Source organism: Enterobacter sp. Bisph1, assembly GCF_000814905.1.
Lineage (GTDB): Bacteria > Pseudomonadota > Gammaproteobacteria > Enterobacterales > Enterobacteriaceae > Kosakonia.
In genome coordinates, this window is record NZ_JXAG01000031.1 from 29,496 (window position 1) to 48,212 (window position 18,717).

Genomic DNA, 18,717 nt, shown 5'->3' on the forward strand with positions numbered 1-18,717 from the left:
GATTTATGTCTCGTAGAGAGCTTGCTAACGCTATTCGCGCCCTGAGTATGGATGCGGTGCAAAAAGCCAATTCCGGCCACCCCGGTGCGCCAATGGGCATGGCGGATATCGCCGAAGTCTTGTGGAACGATTTTCTGCGCCATAACCCGGCGGACCCCACCTGGTACGATCGCGACCGTTTTATTCTCTCCAATGGTCACGCGTCGATGCTGCTGTACAGCCTGCTGCATCTGAGCGGCTATGATCTGCCTCTTGAAGAACTGAAAAACTTCCGCCAGCTGCATTCGAAAACCCCAGGGCACCCGGAAATTGGCTACACGCCGGGTGTCGAAACCACCACCGGCCCGCTCGGCCAGGGGCTGGCGAACGCCGTCGGGCTGGCAATTGCCGAACGGACGCTGGCGGCGCAGTTTAACCGTCCCGGCCATGACATCGTCGATCACTACACCTATGTGTTTATGGGTGACGGCTGTCTGATGGAAGGCATCTCTCATGAAGTCTGCTCACTGGCGGGGACGCTGGGGCTGGGCAAGCTGATCGGCTTTTACGATCACAATGGCATCTCGATTGATGGTGAAACGGAAGGCTGGTTTACCGATGACACCGCGAAACGCTTTGAAGCCTATAACTGGCATGTGATTGGCGATATCGACGGGCATTCAGCGGAAGCGATTAAGAAAGCAATTGAAGAAGCGCAAAGCGTGAAAGACAAACCGTCGCTGATTATCTGCCGTACGGTGATTGGTTTCGGTTCGCCGAACAAAGCCGGCAAAGAGGAGTCGCACGGCGCGGCCCTCGGTGAACAAGAAGTGGCGCTGACCCGGCAGAAATTGGGCTGGAAATATCCCGCTTTCGAGATCCCGAAAGAGATTTACCAGGCGTGGGATGCCCGCGAGCGCGGCGGCAAAGCGCAACTGGCATGGAATGATAAACTCTCTGCCTGGGAAAAAGAGTATCCCGAACTGGCGGCGGAATTTAAACGCCGCATGAGCGGTGGGCTACCGGAAAGCTGGGAAAAAACCACCAGCGAGTGGATCAATAATCTGCAGGCCAATCCGGCGAAAATTGCTACCCGTAAAGCGTCGCAAAATACCCTTAATACCTATGGGCCTGTTCTGCCGGAACTGCTGGGCGGTTCTGCCGACCTCGCCCCCAGTAACCTGACCATCTGGTCCGGTTCCAAATCATTAAAAGAGGATCTGGCCGGGAACTATATTCACTACGGCGTGCGTGAATTTGGTATGACGGCGATTGCTAACGGTATTGCCCATCACGGCGGTTTCGTTCCTTATACCGCGACGTTCCTGATGTTCGTCGAGTATGCCCGCAACGCGGCGCGCATGGCGGCACTGATGAAAGCGCGGCAGATAATGGTCTATACCCACGACTCCATTGGTCTGGGGGAAGATGGACCGACGCACCAGGCGGTTGAACAGCTCGCCAGCCTGCGCCTGACGCCGAACTTCAGCACCTGGCGTCCCTGTGACCAGGTAGAGGCTGCCGTGGGCTGGAAGCTGGCGATTGAGCGTCATAATGGCCCGACGGCGCTGATCCTTTCGCGCCAGAATCTCACACAGATGGATCGTACGCCGGAGCAGGTGCAGGCCATTAGCCGCGGGGGCTATATTCTCAAGGATTGCGACGGCACGCCGGATCTGATCCTGATTGCCACCGGTTCCGAGATGGAAATCACCGTCAACGCGGCGGAACAGCTCACCGCTGAAGGGCATAAAGTGCGCGTGGTATCGTTGCCGTCGACGGATATTTTCGACGCGCAGGATGAAGCATGGCGCGAGTCGGTGCTGCCTTCTGAGGTCAGCGCGCGCGTAGCGGTCGAAGCCGGGATTGCCGATTACTGGTACAAATATGTCGGCCTGAAAGGGGCGATTGTTGGTATGACCGGTTATGGCGAATCGGCACCTGCCGAGAAGCTGTTCCCGTACTTTGGCTTCACCGTTGAGAACGTGGTCGCCAAAGCCAAAGCGGTCCTGAAGAAATAAGTCAATGGCGCGCCGCCTTTAACGCGGCGCGCTGTATTATTTCGCCACCAGCAGGGGTTCGCTCTTCTGCGGCGTAACGATATCCTCTTGCTTTTCATCCCACAGCGCTTTTTTCACCAGCACATTGCCACTGTGTTGCGTATCGCGTTTTACCAGCGTCGCGGCGTCATCTTCTTCCTGGATATTAATGTTCATTGGAAACGACGGCAGCGCTTTGGTCCATTGTCCCTTCTGAATATCAAAAACATAAACCACGCGCCACGCGCTGGTCCACCACTGCGGGAAAACCACCACCCTGTCTCGCCCGCTATCATCCAGCTGCGACAGCGTTTCTACCGCACCGCCAATACATTGCGGCACTACCGCCGGTTGTACCTCCGGGTTGCTGCTCCAGAGTTTGCAATCGCAATCCCCTTCCTCATCGCAGCTGCCGCCGGTTTTAGGATCGCGAGCGTTGACCCAGACCACATCTTTGTTACTGCCGTCAAACTTGCCTTTGGCCAACAAGCCCTGAACCGAGGTCTCTTTTTGATTGAGCCGGGTAAGCAGATCCGTTTCGCCACTTATCCGCCAACCCGCTGGCTGTTTAGACAGCGTAAGCTGCGCCGGGTAATTTTTGAGTTGTTTGGCCTCCAGTCCGGCTTGTTTGACGAATTCAACCTGAATATGGCCCGTCTCATCTTCAACCATATCCAGCGTGCTGATAATGCGCTGCGTATAGTCCGGGGAGTGAGACGTGAAGGCTTGCTGGCGGCGCAGAACATCGTCGCGCTCAAGGTGCTGACCAAACCATTCGACCTGCGGAGCGTAAAGATCCTGCCCGGCGGGTGAAGTGCCGCCATTAAGATGCTGATTCCAGCCTTCAACCAGTTGAGTAATCGCCTGCTTATCGCTGGTACTCAACTCAGCCTGCGCCAGCGCTGGCATAAAAAAGAGCAAGCAGGCGCTAAGCCAAAGTAGGTTAAAACGTTTCATTATTCCCGTCCCGGTAAAATTGTCGGGGGGATTATAGTTAGCGAAGGGCTAGCGCGTCACCCACAGCGTCGGCCAGGCATCGGGACCGTGCCAGTTATCGCAGGTAGGTTCCTGGGCGTAGCGTACCAGACGAAAACGTTGACCATCAAAACGCCACCGGCTGGAGACGCCGCAATCCGCCTGGCTGCGCCCTTTGGATAAGGTAGTGAGTTCGCGGGTTTTCTCATCAAAGGCGCTGTTCATTAGCTCCATGTCATCATCACCGTTCCCCGGCGTGAAAGGCAGCTGCAGGCGCACCAGACGGGCGGAAAAGGGTTTGTCCCGCGAGACCAGCCAGGCGCGTTCGACCATGTTATAGGCCCCCGCTTCGCAATCGATCAGCAACAGCGCTTTATCATCGGAGAGCGCGCTAACCCGCACCTGACGGCGCAACGGATCCAGCGAACACTGGCTGCTGTTCATGCGCAAGGTACCGTAATCCAGCAGATCGTTCAGCTCTTGTTGTGTCAGCGGCGCGGGCAGCGCATGGGCGCGCGCCACCTTTTTTAACGCTGGTGCGGGAGGAACGCTCAGCGGCGGGCTATCGCCCTTTTTGATCCACGCGGTTTCACTGCCGACCCGTTTTTGCAGGGCATCAATAAACAGCAGCGCCGCTTTCAGTCCCACCAGCGAAATGGCACTCTGGCTGCCCTGCAATGCTAACGCCTGCCCTTCCTGTACTTTTTGCAAAAACGCGGTGATGGCTTCGCTGTTATCCGTCATCAAATGCCACGGCGTAATTTGCCAGCGCTCGCTGGCAAACGTTAATGGCTGACCATCAAGGTGTAAGCGCCCGACGATAGGCGGCTCTTTGGTCACCGGGGCCGCAATACCGCCGTAATCAATGCGTAGCCGCGCATCGGTACGCGCACCGGCGCTGCGCTCCAGGGTCATGACCAGACCGTGATGGGCACCGGTATTGCGCGCCACGCAGAAGTTTTGGTTGTTGCAGGTAACCTGCCAGTCGGAAAAGGAGCGTTGCGCGGGCGCAGCGTTGAGCCATGGCGCGGCGAGTAGGCCGAAGAGCAAAGTCAGAACGCTGCGGTAACGCATGAAGGCACAACCCCGGGAGAAAAGATGCATAACGGGTGTATGTTCTATTTCCCGCCAGGGTTACTCAATCAGATTTGTCGCATAGCGTGATGGCAAATTCAGGGATTAACGCTATACATTTCAGTCCATTAAGCCAGATGTGTGCAAATATTGCAGTAAAATCACCGCTTTGCCATCGCGGATCTCGCCTCTTTTGACCATCTCTAAGGCCTGTTTAAAAGGCAGCTCCAGCACTTCGATATCTTCATCTTCCACGCCGCCGCCATTATTCGCGCGCTGCCCGTCGTGATATTCCGCAATAAAGAAGTGGACAATTTCCGTGACCCCGCCCGGCGACATATACAGCTCAAAGACCTTACGGACCTCGCCTACTTGATATCCCGTTTCTTCTATCGCTTCCTTGCGGATGCACACTTCCGGCTCGTCGTCATCGAGCAGCCCGGCGCAGGTTTCAATCAGGCGACCATCTTCGTTACCGTTAACCCAACTGGCGATACGGAACTGGCGAATCAGCACCACGCTCTGTTTTTCACGGTTGTATAACAGGATAGTCGCGCCGTTGCCACGGTCATACACTTCGCGCTTATGGCGCACCACTTCACCGTTTTGACGGGTCAAATCGTAGGTAATATTGCGCAGGACAAAGTAATTTTCAGAAAGGATTTTATCTTTGATAACGTTAATTTTTAGCGACATACAGGCTCCAGGGCGCTAACAACATGGCGTAATACTACGCTGCGAAGCGTCGTGCCGTGAAGCCTGTTTAGCATAAAAGGGTTAATGTTGACCCGGCGCGCTTACCCCCAGCCAGTCCATCATACCCTGCGCGGCATGGCGGCCTTCCGCCATCGCGGTCACCACCAGATCCGCGCCGCGTACCGCATCGCCGCCGGCAAAAATTTTCGGATGGGTGGTTTGGTAGCGATAACGGCTGTCGACGCTGGCGGCAATGCGCCCCCAGTCATCGACGCGTACGCCGTGGCGCTCCAGCCAGGGCATAGCGTGTGGATTAAAGCCAAAGGCCATAATCACCGCATCGGCAGGCATCACAAACTCGCTGCCCTCAATGGGCACCGGCTGACGACGACCTTTAGCGTCCGGTTCACCGAGCCGGGTGCGCAGCAGGCGAATGCCGCAAACCTTACCGCTGCTATCCAGCTCCAGTTGCACCGGCTGCACGTTAAATTCAAACGCAGCGCCTTCCTCGCGGGCGTTATTAACCTCTTTTTTCGAGCCGGGCATATTGGCTTCATCACGGCGGTAAGCACAGGTCACTTTTTGTGCGCCGTGGCGCAGGGCGGTACGCACGCAGTCCATCGCCGTGTCGCCGCCGCCCAGCACCACAACATTAAGCCCGGCAGTGTTGATAAACGGCTCATCGGCACTTTCCGGCAGCCCCATTAATTGCCGGGTATTGCCAATCAAGAACGGCAATGCGTCAAAAACGCCCGGCGCGTCTTCGTTCGGCAAACCGGCTTTCATCGAGCGATACGTGCCGACGCCGACGAATACCGCGTCGTAATCCTCAAGCAGCGTATCAAGGGCGATATCTTTGCCAATCTCGCAGTTAAGCGCAAAGCGGATGCCCATGGCGCTGAAAATTTCACGCCGGCGCGCCAACAGCGACTTATCGAGTTTAAACGAGGGAATACCGAAGGTGAGTAAGCCGCCAATTTCCGGGTGACGATCGAATACCGTGGCGCTAACGCCGTGGCGAGCCAATACATCTGCGCAGGCCAGCCCCGCCGGACCGGCACCGATAATCGCCACACGTTTATCCGTCATAGCCACATGCTGTAGATCCGGTCGCCAGCCCTGCGCCAGAGCCCGATCGGAGATATAGCGCTCAATATTACCAATGGTTACCGCGCCATATTCATCGCGCACCGTACAGGCACCTTCGCACAGCCGGTCCTGCGGACAGACGCGGCCGGTGATTTCCGGCAAGCAGTTGGTTTGATGGGAAAGCTCGACCGCCGCCGCGATATCGCCCTCTTTCACCCGCGCAATCCACTGCGGGATATGATTATGCAGCGGACAGCTCCATTCACAAATTGAGTGGTCGCCGCAGCTCAGGCAGCGCCCGGCCTGCCGATCGGCCTGTTCACTGCGAAAAGGCAGGTAGATTTCATCGAAACCGGTTTTGCGTGCCGCCAGCGGCAGTTTGTCCGGCTCACCGCGCGGCGGCGTTTTACGCATTTGCCGCACTTTGCCATCGTTAAACGCGGGCGCGAGGGTCGCAATACTGTGCCATGGCTGCGCCTGCTGGCTGGCGGTGTGCAGACGACGTGATTTGGTCAGCGCCTCCAGCGCGTCATTGCTCACCAGTTTTAACGCATCGGCCGGACAGTTTTGCACGCACGCCGGGCCTTCCGCCCGGCCCTGGCAGAGATCGCATTTGTGGGCGCTGGCTTTCACCTGGCCGTCGCCCGTGGGTGTCACCAGCACCTGCATGGTGCCGAAGGGGCAGGCCACGACGCAGGATTTACAGCCAATGCATTTCTGCTGGTTAACCTGGATTGCGTTATTTTCACGCGCAATCGCGCCGTTCGGGCAACTGCGGGCACAGGGCGCGGCTTCACAGTGATGGCAGGTCACCGCGCTGCGATGCTGTTTTTGCTTTATCACGGTGATGCGCGGATGAAAATGATCGGCGCTCAGCACATGTTGCTCATGATTATGCGCCATCACACATGCCACTTCGCAGGCACGGCACCCAATACATTGCTGGCTATTCGCCATAATAAAACGATTCATGGCACCCTTCTTTGCTGGACTCATTAACCCTATTTTTTCTTTGACCCTTGTATTTACCGGGGCAGCATCACGCAGGCAATGTTCAAATGCCCAGGAAGGTTATCTATTTGTCACCAGCTTGTAGCAGATCAATTTATTTCAGGATTTTTGAAAATTTATTTCATTCGACGCCGGTGCCAATAGCGTTTTTTGGCAGGCGACATTAAAGTCGGAAAAGAGTAGCGTACTGCTTAGCGCGGTATCGAGCGGTTCGCAGGTGATGTTTCGCGTATGAGATCTGCCATGGGCTAAAGGTCAGTAAGCGTAAAAAAATTAAAGTAAAAAACGTTCTACGATGTGGAAGTTTGTCTTAATCGGCGAGAGGCATCTTTATGCCTTACTCAGGCATGATAATTTACATTATCTCCTTTTTTTCTCCACGATTGCTTTGTCTGTTACCGTTACATTGATGCGGGTAATGTAACTATAACGATGCATAGCAATATGAGGTTTGATTTCTGATGGCGAATTTTTTTATCGATCGCCCCATTTTTGCATGGGTTTTGGCGATTCTGATCTGTCTTACGGGGACACTTGCCATTATCTCTTTACCCGTCGAGCAATATCCCAATTTAGCGCCACCAAACGTGCGTATTAGTGCGAATTACCCCGGCGCATCGGCACAAACACTGGAAAATACCGTCACGCAAATTATCGAGCAGAATATGACCGGGCTCGATAATTTGATGTATATGTCCTCGCAAAGCAGCGCCACCGGGCAGGCCAGCGTCTCCCTTAACTTTAAAGCCGGGACCGATCCTGATGAAGCCGTACAGCAGGTACAAAACCAGCTGCAATCGGCGATGCGTAAGCTGCCGCAGGCCGTGCAGACGCAAGGTGTAACGGTGCGCAAAACCGGTGACACCAATATTTTGACCCTCGCCTTTGTCTCCACCGACGGTTCGATGGATAAGCAGGATATCGCCGACTATGTGGCGAGTAATATTCAGGATCCCATAAGTCGGGTAAACGGCGTCGGCGATGTTGATGCTTACGGCTCGCAATATTCGATGCGTATCTGGCTCGACCCGGCAAAGCTTAATAGCTATCAGCTCACCACATCGGATGTCACCCGCGCTATTTCGGCACAAAATGCGCAAATCGCCGTCGGGCAGCTTGGCGGCACCCCTTCTGTCGATCGCCAGGCGCTGAACGCTACCATTAATGCGCAATCGTTATTGCAAACCCCGGAGCAGTTTCGCGCTATCACGCTGCGGGTTAACCAGGATGGCTCAGAAGTGCGGCTGGGCGATGTGGCGACCATCGAACTGGGCGCTGAGAAATATGACTATTTAAGCCGCTTCAACGGTAAACCCGCCTCGGGGCTGGGGGTAAAACTGGCTTCCGGCGCCAATGAGATGGCAACGTCGGAGCTGGTCATTAATCGCTTAAACGAACTATCGCACTATTTTCCCCACGGGCTGGAATATAAAGTCGCCTACGAAACCACCTCGTTTGTAAAAGCGTCAATTATCGATGTGGTGAAAACCCTGCTTGAGGCCATCGCGCTGGTGTTTTTGGTGATGTATCTGTTCTTGCAAAACTTCCGCGCCACGCTTATCCCGACCATTGCCGTCCCCGTGGTACTGCTCGGCACCTTTGCCGTGCTATACGCCTTTGGCTACAGCATAAATACCCTGACGATGTTCGCGATGGTGCTGGCGATCGGTTTGCTGGTGGATGATGCGATTGTGGTGGTGGAAAACGTTGAACGTATTATGACCACCGAAGGGCTGTCGCCGCGGGAAGCGACACGCAAATCGATGGGGCAGATTCAGGGCGCGCTGGTGGGCATTGCGATGGTGCTGTCGGCGGTGTTTGTCCCGATGGCCTTCTTTGGCGGGACCACCGGTGCGATTTATCGCCAGTTCTCGATTACCATTGTGTCAGCGATGGTGCTGTCGGTGCTGGTGGCGATGATCCTCACGCCGGCCTTGTGCGCCACGCTACTCAAGCCGCTGCATAAAGGCGAGCTGCACGGGCAGAAAGGCTTTTTTGGCGCGTTCAATCGCATTTTCGACCGTAATGCCGAACGCTATAAAACCGCCGTCGGCAAGCTTTTAAACCGCAGCCTGCGCTGGATTGTGCTGTATGTCCTGCTGCTTGGCGGCATGGTTATCCTGTTTATGCAGCTGCCCACTTCGTTTCTGCCCCTTGAAGATCGCGGCATGTTCGCCACCTCCGTTCAGCTGCCGAGCGGCGCTACGCAGCAGCAGACGCTGAAAGTGGTGCAAAAAGTGGAAGACTATTTCTTTACCCATGAAAAAGCCAATGTCGAATCGGTCTTCGCCACCGTCGGCTCCGGCCCTGGCGGCAATGGGCAGAACGTGGCGCGTCTGTTTGTGCGCCTCAAAGACTGGAAAGACCGCGACACGGAGAGCGGCAGCGCGTTTGCTATTATCGAGCGTGCGACGAAAGCGTTTCGCCATATTAATGAAGCCCGCGTGTTCGCCAGTAGCCCGCCCGCCATTAGCGGCCTGGGCAGCTCGGCCGGTTTCGATATGGAACTGCAGGATCATGGCGGCGCAGGCCATGACGCGCTGATGGCCGCGCGCGATCGTCTGCTTGAACTGGCAGCGAAAGATCCCGCCATGACCCGCGTTCGCCACAATGGCCTTGATGACAGCGCGCAGCTGCAAATCGATATTGATCAGCGCAAAGCACAAGCATTAGGTGTGTCGATCGATGATATTAACGACACGCTGAAAACCGCCTGGGGCTCCAGCTACGTCAATGACTTTATGGATCGCGGGCGCGTCAAAAAGGTGTATGTGCAGGCGGCGGCGAAATACCGCATGCTGCCGGACGATATCAACCTCTGGTACGTGCGCAACAGCAGAGGCAGAATGGTGCCCTTCTCGGCTTTTGCCACCTCGCGCTGGGAAACCGGCTCGCCGCGCCTCGAACGCTACAACGGTTATGCGGCGTTAGAGATTGTCGGAGAATCTGCTCCCGGCGTCAGCACCGGTACCGCGATGGATGCGATGGAGAAACTGGTGAGGCAGTTGCCCGGCGGCTTCGGCCTGGAGTGGACGGCGATGTCTTACCAGGAACGCCTCTCCGGCGCGCAGGCTCCGGCCCTGTACGCGGTTTCTCTGCTGGTGGTGTTCTTATGCCTGGCGGCGCTGTATGAAAGCTGGTCGGTGCCGTTCTCGGTGATGCTGGTGGTGCCTCTTGGGGTGATTGGCGCACTGCTGGCAACGTGGATGCGCGGGCTGGAAAACGACGTCTATTTCCAGGTCGGGCTGCTGACGGTAATCGGCCTGTCGGCGAAGAACGCCATTCTTATCGTTGAGTTTGCTAATGATATGAATGCGAAAGGCGAAGATCTGCTGGCTTCCACCCTGCATGCCTGTCGCCAGCGGTTACGGCCAATCCTGATGACCTCGCTGGCGTTTGTATTTGGCGTGCTGCCGATGGCCACCAGCACCGGCGCAGGCTCCGGCAGCCAGCATGCGGTGGGCACCGGGGTTATCGGCGGCATGATTGCCGCTACCGTGCTGGCCATTTTCTTTGTGCCGCTGTTCTTTGTGCTGGTGCGTCGCCGCTTCCCGTTAAAGGAGCGAGGGCAATAATGCGGGCGTAACAAAAAGGCGACCGTCAAGTCGCCTTTTTCATGTGTAGATTAAAAATACAATTTATAAGCCATCACTGCTTAATCATTCGTCAGGAAATTATTTACGAAGCATGCCTTCGATAAAGTCTTTCCAGTTCCCCACTTCGTGTTCAATCATAACAACCTCTCTTATTATTCTCGCAATTCTACTCAACGTTTAGACGACTTTAAAGAAATTTTAATCAATTGCTCTCATCGTTGTTAACGGGGTATTTTTAATTCTTGCGATAACTATGAACCGATGCTGCGCCATTAACTGTGAATAACGGCAATATTCCATTAAAACTTTAGGGCTAAATGAAATGACGATCACATTGTTTGATAAATCTGCCATTGAAGCGGTGAACTGGCAGGCGTTAACGGCGCTACTTGCCGCAGGCGGGCTTAACCAGCGCGAGCCGCAGCAGGTCGAGCAGGCGTGGCGCAACAGTACCTTTTGCTGGTTTGGTTATCACGATGGTGAACTGGTCGCTACCGCGCGCGCTATCAGCGATCTGACCTGGGCAAGCTACGTCGCCGATATTGTTATCGCGCCCGCGATGCAGGGACGCAGTTATGGAAAACAGCTGATGTCTGACATTGTCAAAACATTATTACCGTGCGGTAAAATATTTATTTATTCGGTGCCGGAAAAGACAGGTTTTTATCAACAATGTGGTTTCCGTTTTTTAACCACCGGAATGGTATGCGCAACATCTGAGAGTTTATTCAAACTTGAACAACAGGGTTATATCCGTTAAAAATTAGTTAACAGGCAAACGAATGACTTATTAAAATCCGTTATTCTAATTTCTTGTACAAATAATCTAAAATGAGACAAAAGGATTCACCATGATCGTCATGTACGGTATCAAAAACTGCGACACTATCAAAAAAGCGCGCCGCTGGCTGGAGGCGCAGCAGGTGGAGTACCGCTTCCATGATTACCGCGTCGACGGTATTCATGCAGATTTACTGCGTACATTTGTTAATGCGCTTGGGCGCGAAGCGCTGTTAAACACCCGGGGAACGACCTGGCGCAAACTGGATGAAGCCCGTCGCGCCAGCATTACTAACGATGACGCCGCCGTCGCGCTGATGGTTGAAATGCCAGCAATCATCAAACGCCCATTGCTCTGCGCGCCGGGTAAGCCTATGCTGCTGGGTTTCGATGAATCCAGTTATGAGAAGTTTATCAACGAGGTGTAGTTTATGTCGTGCCCGGTTATTGAGCTGACACAGCAGCTTATTCGTCGTCCTTCTCAGAGCCCCAATGATGCAGGTTGTCAGGCGCTGTTGATTGAGCGTCTGCGCGCTATCGGCTTTACCGTTGAACCGATGGATTTTGGTGACACGCAAAACTTCTGGGCATGGCGCGGTGAGGGCGAAACCCTGGCCTTTGCCGGCCATACGGATGTGGTGCCAGCGGGGGATGCAGATCGCTGGATCAATCCGCCTTTTGAACCGACCATTCGCGACGGCATGCTGTTTGGCCGCGGCGCGGCGGATATGAAAGGGTCGCTGGCGGCAATGGTGGTCGCCGCCGAGCGCTTTGTCGCCCAGCATCCGCAGCATAAAGGTCGTCTGGCGTTTTTGATTACCTCTGATGAGGAAGCCAGCGCCACCAACGGCACCGTCAAAGTCGTTGAAGCCCTGATGGCCCGTCACGAACGCCTGGATTACTGTCTGGTCGGTGAACCGTCGAGTACCGCAGTGGTTGGTGACGTCGTAAAAAACGGCCGTCGCGGTTCGATGACCTGCAACCTGACCATTCATGGCGTTCAGGGCCACGTCGCTTATCCACATCTGGCGGATAACCCGGTGCACCGTGCCGCCCCTATGCTTAATGAACTGGTGGCGATTCAGTGGGATCATGGCAATGACTATTTCCCGCCGACCAGCATGCAGATTGCCAATATCAAAGCCGGTACCGGCAGCAACAACGTCATCCCCGGCGATCTGTTTGTACAGTTTAACTTTCGCTTTAGCACCGAACTGACGGACGAGATGATCAAAGCGCAGGTGGAGACGCTGCTGGAGAAGCATCAGCTGCGCTACAGCGTGGAGTGGTGGGTTTCCGGCCAGCCGTTCCTCACCGGGCGCGGCAAGCTGGTGGATGCGGTGGTCAATGCGATTGAGCACTATAATGAGATCAAACCGCAGTTGTTAACGACGGGCGGTACTTCTGATGGCCGTTTTATCGCGCGTATGGGCGCACAAGTGGTTGAACTCGGGCCGGTGAACGCTACCATTCATAAAATTAATGAATGTGTAAACGCAGCAGACTTACAGCTGCTGGCCCGGATGTATCAACGCATTATGGAACAACTCATCGCCTGATGGCCTGGAGGATGACATGGATTGGCTGGCAAAATATTGGTGGATTCTGGTACTGGTGTTTTTAGTGGGTGTACTGATTAATGTGATCAAAGATCTGAGCCGGGTCGATCATAAAAAGTTCCTCGCCAACAAACCCGATCTGCCGCCGCATCGTGATTTCAACGATAAGTGGGATGACGATGACAATTGGCCAAAGCAGGATGGGCCGAAAAAGTAAGCTTCACGATCCACCCCCTTGCGGGGGTGAATTTTTTCATTTAAAGAAACTCAACAATATCATCATCATTGGGCTTCCCGCCGCTTAACGCTTCGTCAAAATAGTGCTTCGGTACGGTATAGCGCAGATGATTGAGCGCAAGGCTCATGCTCCGGTCATCAATGGCATGCCCCAAATCATCGACAATATCCAGCGTAATATCGCCGCCCAGCAGCTGTATCGCTTCCTGCGCCTGCACCGCCCAGGCCAGATCGATAACCGGGTCGTCGCCGCCATGAATCAGGTGAATGGTCTGCCCGCTTGAAACCGACAGCGGCAGCGTGGCGTAACGGCCGTTGAAGGCAATCACCCGCGAGGCCAGATCCGGCTGCGCTTTTAACCCTTCCAGCGCCATAATAGCGCCCTGCGAGAAACCAATCAGCGCCGTCGCCAGCCCGTTGACGCCGCTTTGCTGCTGCCAGTAACGCACAATATCGACAAACTGCGGCATCACCGCATCAATGCGCTGCTGGCGATTCTCTTCCGTCACACCGGCCACGGAAAACCACTGACGGCCCTGTGCGGCTGAACTGGCTTCTATTCCTCCGACGCTGACAATCAGCGCATCAGGAAACTGCGGTGCAAACCAGCGGCCAATCTGGCCCATATTTACCGCGTTATCGCCAACGCCATGAAACAACAGCAGCAGTTGTTTGGCCGGCATTTGCGGGCTTTGCACAACAAAATGGTCATGTTTCATGGTTGTCTCCTTCATTTGATGAGTGCAGTTTACGCCGGGGAGCAATAATGACCATGCCATTTAACTGAATGAGATAGTTAAAAAAATTGCAGTTTCTGCACCCTGTCTTTTAGGTTTGCCCCACGCGACTCATCCAGCGTTTGTAGCGCCTGCGCACACTCCTGCCGCTGATGCGCCAGCAGCGCTTTACGCCCGCTGAGGGATAAACGCTCACACAATGCCTGTTCGCTTACGCCCTCATGCAGCTGACCGCGCAGCGCGGGCAGCGGCAAATCACTATGGGCCAGCAAACGGCATAATGCGCCGAACGCCGCTGAAAGGGGCCGGTGCGCAAAAGCAAAACCGGCCAGCTCCAGCCAGTCCTCTTCATTAAGCGTAGTCGTCCCCATCACCGGCAGCGCCAGCTTTTCCTCACGCCAGTGACGAAGATAGGGCAGATCGCGCCCCAGCCGTGCCTGTTCGCGCGCTAACAGCGCCTCGCCCGCCGGCGTAAGGGGAATTATCGCCATCGCGGTAAAACAGCCGCTGCTGGCTTCCCGGTGGCTGCCCAGGCGCACCAGCGAAAAGCCGCAGCGCTGCCAGAAGCGCCAGAGTTGCGGCGTGTAGCCAAAGCTTACCGAGAGATAATCACATTCAGTAAGCTGCGCCCGCGCATGGATAAGTAAGGCGCTGCCGATACCGGCGCGCTGGCAAAAAGGGTGTACCGCAATGCGGCTGACGCGCCGCCCGCGAAGCGTTGCCGCAAGTGGGCTTCCGCCGTGCGCGGCGAGAGATTGAGCGACCAGGTTACCGCGCGGACGACGAAAGCCCGCCCACACCGCCTGGCTCAATCCGGCGCTTAAGCCACCCTCGTCCACCAGCCACAATGCCGCCACCAGCGTGCCAGCCCGCATTGCCTGCCAGAAATGTTGCCCGGGGGCATCCATCATGCGGCGCAGATCGAGGGGCGAGGTTCGATAGTGGGCGCTCGCCAGCAGGCGATAAATAGCCGTCGGCTGCGCAGGGGCTTGTTGCCAGGCATCAGCAGGCAAAGGCTGGATAACGACTTCTCCGCCGGGGGGCGAGTTTATCGGTGTCGAATCCAGCAGTAACAGTGCGTTAAGGGCCTGCTCCAGCGGACAGCCCGCTGCCCAGCGCAGCGGCGTATCAAGGGTGAAATGGCGTAACCCAGGAAACCCGGCGCAAAATTTAAGCAAAAACCCCTGCCCGGTGCCTTCATATCCCTGCACGGTGGTGAGTAACAGTACGCGAGGAAAAGCACTAACCATTTCATGCAGCAGCGGACCAGGAAGAGCGGCGGCTTCATCCACCACCAGCCAGCCCGCTTGCCTGCCCTGCTCTTTAATCTGCTGCAACAGCGCATCCGGGGCGATAAAGTTGAAATGCTCTGCGGCGTAGTGCGCCAGCACATCGGTGGCGGCGCGTGCGGGAGCCGTAACGATAGTGGGTTGCTCCAGGCTGGCAATATGCATCCCCGCCAGCGCCGATTTCCCGCGCCCGCGCGGGGCTGTCACCACGGCAACGCCCGGCGGCATATCACGCAGCTGTTCGAGGATCTGCGCCTGCTCGTGCGCTGGCTGGCCGGTCGCTGCGTGCCACGCAGGACGTGGAGGAAAGTCGGGAAGGGTTAAAGCGCACGCTTCGCGCCATATGAGGGTTTGTGGATCGCTAAGCAGCGTGCGGCAAAAATGGTCGACAAACGCCGGGCTGGCGATGGGCTCGGCGCTATCGCTCCAGCGCAGGCTGTCGGCATCCGGCAGCCCTCGCCAGCGGGAAAAATCAGGCGTGAGCAACACTAGCCAGCTTCCGGCCGTTAGCGTGCCGCCGAGGGCGGCAAATGCCGCCACATCAAACCCTGCGCGGGCATCAAACACGGCATGGAGAAATTCCCGCCCCAGCAGCGTCGTTAACGCGCGCGGGCTGCAGTGCTGCGGCCAGTCGCTTTTTTCACCGACCCACAGCCAGTCGCCGGGAAGCGCGTCGCGCAGGGCTGTCGCCTGTGCTTCACACCATGCGGGCGCGCCGGTAATGACCAGCAAGCGGCGAATGCCTTCCCGCGCCATACGCACGCTTAGTTCCGTTAGCGTTTGCATCAGAGAGGTTAAAGCGCTCCGCTAAAGGTATCGCACTGCGCCGGGTCGCCGTTGTCCATCCCGCGTTTAAACCAGGTATAGCGCTGCGTCGAAGTGCCATGGGTAAAGGTATCCGGGAATGCCACGCCCTGGCTGCGCTTTTGTAAGCGGTCATCGCCAATCGCCTGCGCGGCGTTCAGCGCCTCTTCTACATCACCGGGATCCAGCACGCCCTGCTGCTGCATGCTGTGGCCCCAGACGCCAGCGTAGCAGTCTGCCTGCAGTTCCAGACGTACTGACAACGCGTTTACTTGTTGCTTGCTGGCGTTTTGTTGCAGGTTACGTACTTTCGCTTCGGTGCCGAGGAGTTTCTGCACGTGATGCCCAACTTCATGGGCAATCACATAGCCCTGGGCAAAATCGCCGCCGGCACCGAGTTTGTTTTTCATCTCGTCATAAAAGGCGAGATCGATATAGATTTTGCTGTCCGCCGGGCAATAAAACGGCCCCATAATCGACTGCCCGGTACCGCAGGCGGTACGGGTTTGATTGCGGTACATCACCAGCGTAGGCTGCGTGTAATGTTGGCCCATTTTTTCAAACAGTTGCCCCCACGTCTCTTCGGTGGTGGCGAAAATAACCCGGGTAAAGTGTGCAGCCTCATCTTCATTCGGGTTGGCGACGCGCTGTTGCTGTGTTGGCGAGCTAACGGGCTGTCCGGTCAGTAACCCCGTCAGATCGACGCCGTAATAACTTGCCACAATGACCACGCACAACAGAATGATTCCGCCTTTGCCTCCGGGCAAACGGAATCCAGGCCCGCGCATCATCGGCCTGCCCGACTCATTACGTCGGTCTTCAACATTGTCACTCTCTCGACGGCCTTGCCAGCGCATAACTACCTCACTATCCCAATAATGGCCTCAGTGTATATATGATCGTAGGCGTAGAGGGAAGGATTAGCACAGGAAAAAGGGGGTGGAAATCCAGAGGATGCGAAGATCCCCTGGGATTATGCGGCAAAAAAGTTAGTCCAGCTTGACGCCAAGACGGTGTGCCACCGCTTCATAGGCTTCGATCAGGCCGCCCAGGCTCTGGCGGAAGCGGTCTTTATCCATCTTATCCAGCGTCTCTTTGTCCCACAGGCGGCTGCCGTCCGGGGAGAATTCGTCGCCGAGCACCACTTCGCCTTTAAACAGACCAAACTCCAGTTTGAAATCGACGAGAATAAGCCCGGCGTCATCAAACAATTTGCTCAGCACTTCGTTGGCTTTGTAAGTCAGCTCTTTCATCCGTGCCAGGTTCTCTTTGTTCACCCAGCCAAAGGTTTCACAATAAGATTCGTTGACCATCGGGTCATGCATCGCATCGTTTTTCAGGAACATATCAAACAGCGGCGGATTCAGCTCAATGCCCTCTTCAATGCCCAGACGCTTCACCAGCGAGCCTGCCGCACGGTTACGGATCACGCACTCGACCGGCACCATATCCAGTTTTTTCACCAGACATTCGGTATCAGACAGCAGCGCTTCCATCTGCGTCGGGATGCCCGCTTCCTGCAGCTTGCTCATAATGAAATGGTTGAACTTATTATTCACCATGCCTTTACGATCGAACTGTTCAATGCGCGCGCCATCACCTGCTGACGTATCGTTACGGAATTCGAGCACCAACAGATCCGGGTTTTCCGTACTGTAGACGGTCTTCGCTTTGCCGCGATACAACTCAGCTTGCTTTTGCATCTTTATTACTCCAGGTGTGATTACAAGGCTAATTTGACTATTTTACGCCGACGCACACGTTTGCGTCACCATAATAAAAAAAGGCCGGAATATCCGGCCCTGAGGATTACTGGTTAAACGCCGCCTGGAAAGCAGCGACTAACGCGTCGTTCTGCGATTGTGTCAGCGTATGACCTTTCGGATCGATGAACTGCAGGCTGCTGCGGTTATCGAGATCGCCGACCTGCAGTTTATAGTCACCGGAGGCCAGACCCGGATCGCGCGCGCCCAGTTCCTGCCAGCTGCTGTCAGACAGCGGCTTGTAGGTCACCGCAATGCTGCCGGTGGAGCGGGTGCTATCGGTCACTTTCATGCCCACTTTCTGCAGGACGGTTGGCAGACGCTGCCACACCACGTTAAACGGCCCACGCACGACGAGCATCGGCAGACCGGTATCATCGGCGGCGCTCTGGACGTTCAGCGTTGAAACGCTGTGGTTCTCCGCTGCGTTTTGCGCAGCGGTCGCGGTTTTATCCAGACCGGAGGAGATAGCGTTCAACATTTCGGTGCTGTAGCGCTGCAGCGATGCGGTATCGGCAACCGGTTTGCCCGCCTGTTCCAGATTCACCAGCTTAACAATAACCGCCTGCTGATAGCCCTGCGGTTTCACCGAGATTTGATAACGCCCGCGGTACTGCTGATCTTCATCCAGACGGTTCCAGTCAACCCAACCGGTGGTCAGCGACTGCGCGGCATCGTCACGTTTGTCGATACTGTAGTTTTTCGCCTGCAGTATGCTTACCACCTGCGGCCACAGGTTACTGCTGCGGCCGTTTTCGACCATCAGCGTTGCGGTATCACCGGTAAACTGGGTGCGCGCACCGCTTACCAGCGCCAGCGGCTGAGCAGGCGGACGAATGTCCAGCGCTTTGCCTACGGCACCGCTGCCGTTACCGACAGGGACAGTGTAATCACCGTTCTGCACCGGCAGGATCATTCCCGCGGGAGCGTGAAGTTCAGCAAGCGGCGCCGCATCCAGATAGGATTCGTCTCCGCTAACCTGACGCTTATAACGTGAATCGGAACTACAGGCGGCGAGCAACATCACTAGTGAAACACCCGCAACCTTCGCCAGGCGCGACTTCTGTACTGAGTAAGCCATCAAATCTC

The 18,717-nt window shown here is 55.8% G+C and carries 16 protein-coding genes; 6 read left to right on the forward strand and 10 right to left on the reverse strand.

Going from position 1 to position 18,717, the window contains the following annotated elements; all coding sequences use genetic code 11:
• The first annotated feature begins 5 nt into the window (after positions 1-5).
• Entirely contained in the window at positions 6-2,000 is a 1,995-nt protein-coding gene (tkt, locus tag RW65_RS06180) for a transketolase (RefSeq protein WP_039055817.1), read from the forward strand.
• A gap of 36 nt (positions 2,001-2,036) precedes the next feature.
• On the opposite strand, the gene RW65_RS06185 is transcribed toward tkt, so the two are convergent.
• The 4 genes from RW65_RS06185 to aegA form a co-directional block, all read right to left on the reverse strand.
• Positions 2,037-2,975: a hypothetical protein gene (locus tag RW65_RS06185; protein ID WP_039055818.1), complete on the reverse strand. Its 939-nt coding sequence runs from the start codon at positions 2,973-2,975 to the stop codon at positions 2,037-2,039.
• A 48-nt stretch (positions 2,976-3,023) separates the two neighbouring features.
• Positions 3,024-4,067, reverse strand: a complete 1,044-nt coding sequence (locus RW65_RS06190; RefSeq protein WP_039055819.1) for a DUF1176 domain-containing protein — start codon at positions 4,065-4,067, stop codon at positions 3,024-3,026.
• A 120-nt stretch (positions 4,068-4,187) separates the two neighbouring features.
• Positions 4,188-4,763: a GDP-mannose pyrophosphatase NudK gene (nudK, locus tag RW65_RS06195; RefSeq protein ID WP_039055821.1), complete on the reverse strand. Its 576-nt coding sequence runs from the start codon at positions 4,761-4,763 to the stop codon at positions 4,188-4,190.
• Positions 4,764-4,844: 81 nt separating this feature from the next.
• Positions 4,845-6,824 carry a formate-dependent uric acid utilization protein AegA gene (gene aegA / locus RW65_RS06200; RefSeq protein WP_039055822.1) on the reverse strand — a complete coding sequence of 660 codons (1,980 nt, stop codon included), beginning with the start codon at positions 6,822-6,824 and terminating at the stop codon, positions 4,845-4,847.
• Positions 6,825-7,324: 500 nt separating this feature from the next.
• Between aegA and acrD the strand changes: the two genes are divergently transcribed.
• The gene (gene acrD, locus RW65_RS06205) at positions 7,325-10,438 is read left to right on the forward strand and encodes a multidrug efflux RND transporter permease AcrD (protein ID WP_039055823.1); all 3,114 of its coding nucleotides are present in this window, start codon (positions 7,325-7,327) and stop codon (positions 10,436-10,438) included.
• Positions 10,439-10,537: 99 nt separating this feature from the next.
• Here the strand turns inward: acrD and ypfM are convergent, their stop codons facing one another.
• Positions 10,538-10,597 (reverse strand): protein YpfM, encoded by a 60-nt coding sequence (gene ypfM, locus RW65_RS22580; RefSeq protein ID WP_156123976.1) that lies wholly within the window; start codon positions 10,595-10,597, stop codon positions 10,538-10,540.
• A 184-nt stretch (positions 10,598-10,781) separates the two neighbouring features.
• Between ypfM and RW65_RS06210 the strand changes: the two genes are divergently transcribed.
• The 4 genes from RW65_RS06210 to RW65_RS06225 all read left to right on the forward strand — a co-directional run bounded on the left by RW65_RS06210 (position 10,782) and on the right by RW65_RS06225 (position 13,015).
• Positions 10,782-11,219 carry a GNAT family N-acetyltransferase gene (locus tag RW65_RS06210; protein WP_039055824.1) on the forward strand — a complete coding sequence of 146 codons (438 nt, stop codon included), beginning with the start codon at positions 10,782-10,784 and terminating at the stop codon, positions 11,217-11,219.
• Between the two features lie 91 nt (positions 11,220-11,310).
• Positions 11,311-11,667 (forward strand): ArsC family reductase, encoded by a 357-nt coding sequence (locus RW65_RS06215; RefSeq protein WP_039055825.1) that lies wholly within the window; start codon positions 11,311-11,313, stop codon positions 11,665-11,667.
• Between the two features lie 3 nt (positions 11,668-11,670).
• Positions 11,671-12,798, forward strand: a complete 1,128-nt coding sequence (dapE, locus tag RW65_RS06220; RefSeq protein WP_039055826.1) for a succinyl-diaminopimelate desuccinylase — start codon at positions 11,671-11,673, stop codon at positions 12,796-12,798.
• 16 nt (positions 12,799-12,814) lie between these two features.
• The gene (locus RW65_RS06225) at positions 12,815-13,015 is read left to right on the forward strand and encodes a YpfN family protein (protein ID WP_039055827.1); all 201 of its coding nucleotides are present in this window, start codon (positions 12,815-12,817) and stop codon (positions 13,013-13,015) included.
• 40 nt (positions 13,016-13,055) lie between these two features.
• On the opposite strand, the gene ypfH is transcribed toward RW65_RS06225, so the two are convergent.
• From ypfH to bamC, 5 genes are all read right to left on the reverse strand, one after another.
• Positions 13,056-13,754, reverse strand: a complete 699-nt coding sequence (ypfH, locus tag RW65_RS06230; RefSeq protein ID WP_039055828.1) for an esterase — start codon at positions 13,752-13,754, stop codon at positions 13,056-13,058.
• Between the two features lie 77 nt (positions 13,755-13,831).
• Complete coding sequence (locus RW65_RS06235) at positions 13,832-15,847, reverse strand: tRNA(Met) cytidine acetyltransferase TmcA (RefSeq protein WP_039055829.1); 2,016 nt, start codon at positions 15,845-15,847, stop codon at positions 13,832-13,834.
• 8 nt (positions 15,848-15,855) lie between these two features.
• A complete protein-coding gene (gene ypfJ, locus RW65_RS06240; RefSeq protein WP_039055830.1) occupies positions 15,856-16,722 on the reverse strand; it encodes a KPN_02809 family neutral zinc metallopeptidase in 867 nt (288 codons plus the stop codon).
• A gap of 132 nt (positions 16,723-16,854) precedes the next feature.
• Positions 16,855-17,568 (reverse strand): phosphoribosylaminoimidazolesuccinocarboxamide synthase, encoded by a 714-nt coding sequence (purC, locus tag RW65_RS06245; protein ID WP_039055831.1) that lies wholly within the window; start codon positions 17,566-17,568, stop codon positions 16,855-16,857.
• A 106-nt stretch (positions 17,569-17,674) separates the two neighbouring features.
• The gene (bamC, locus tag RW65_RS06250) at positions 17,675-18,709 is read right to left on the reverse strand and encodes an outer membrane protein assembly factor BamC (protein WP_039055832.1); all 1,035 of its coding nucleotides are present in this window, start codon (positions 18,707-18,709) and stop codon (positions 17,675-17,677) included.
• Positions 18,710-18,717 lie beyond the last annotated feature (8 nt).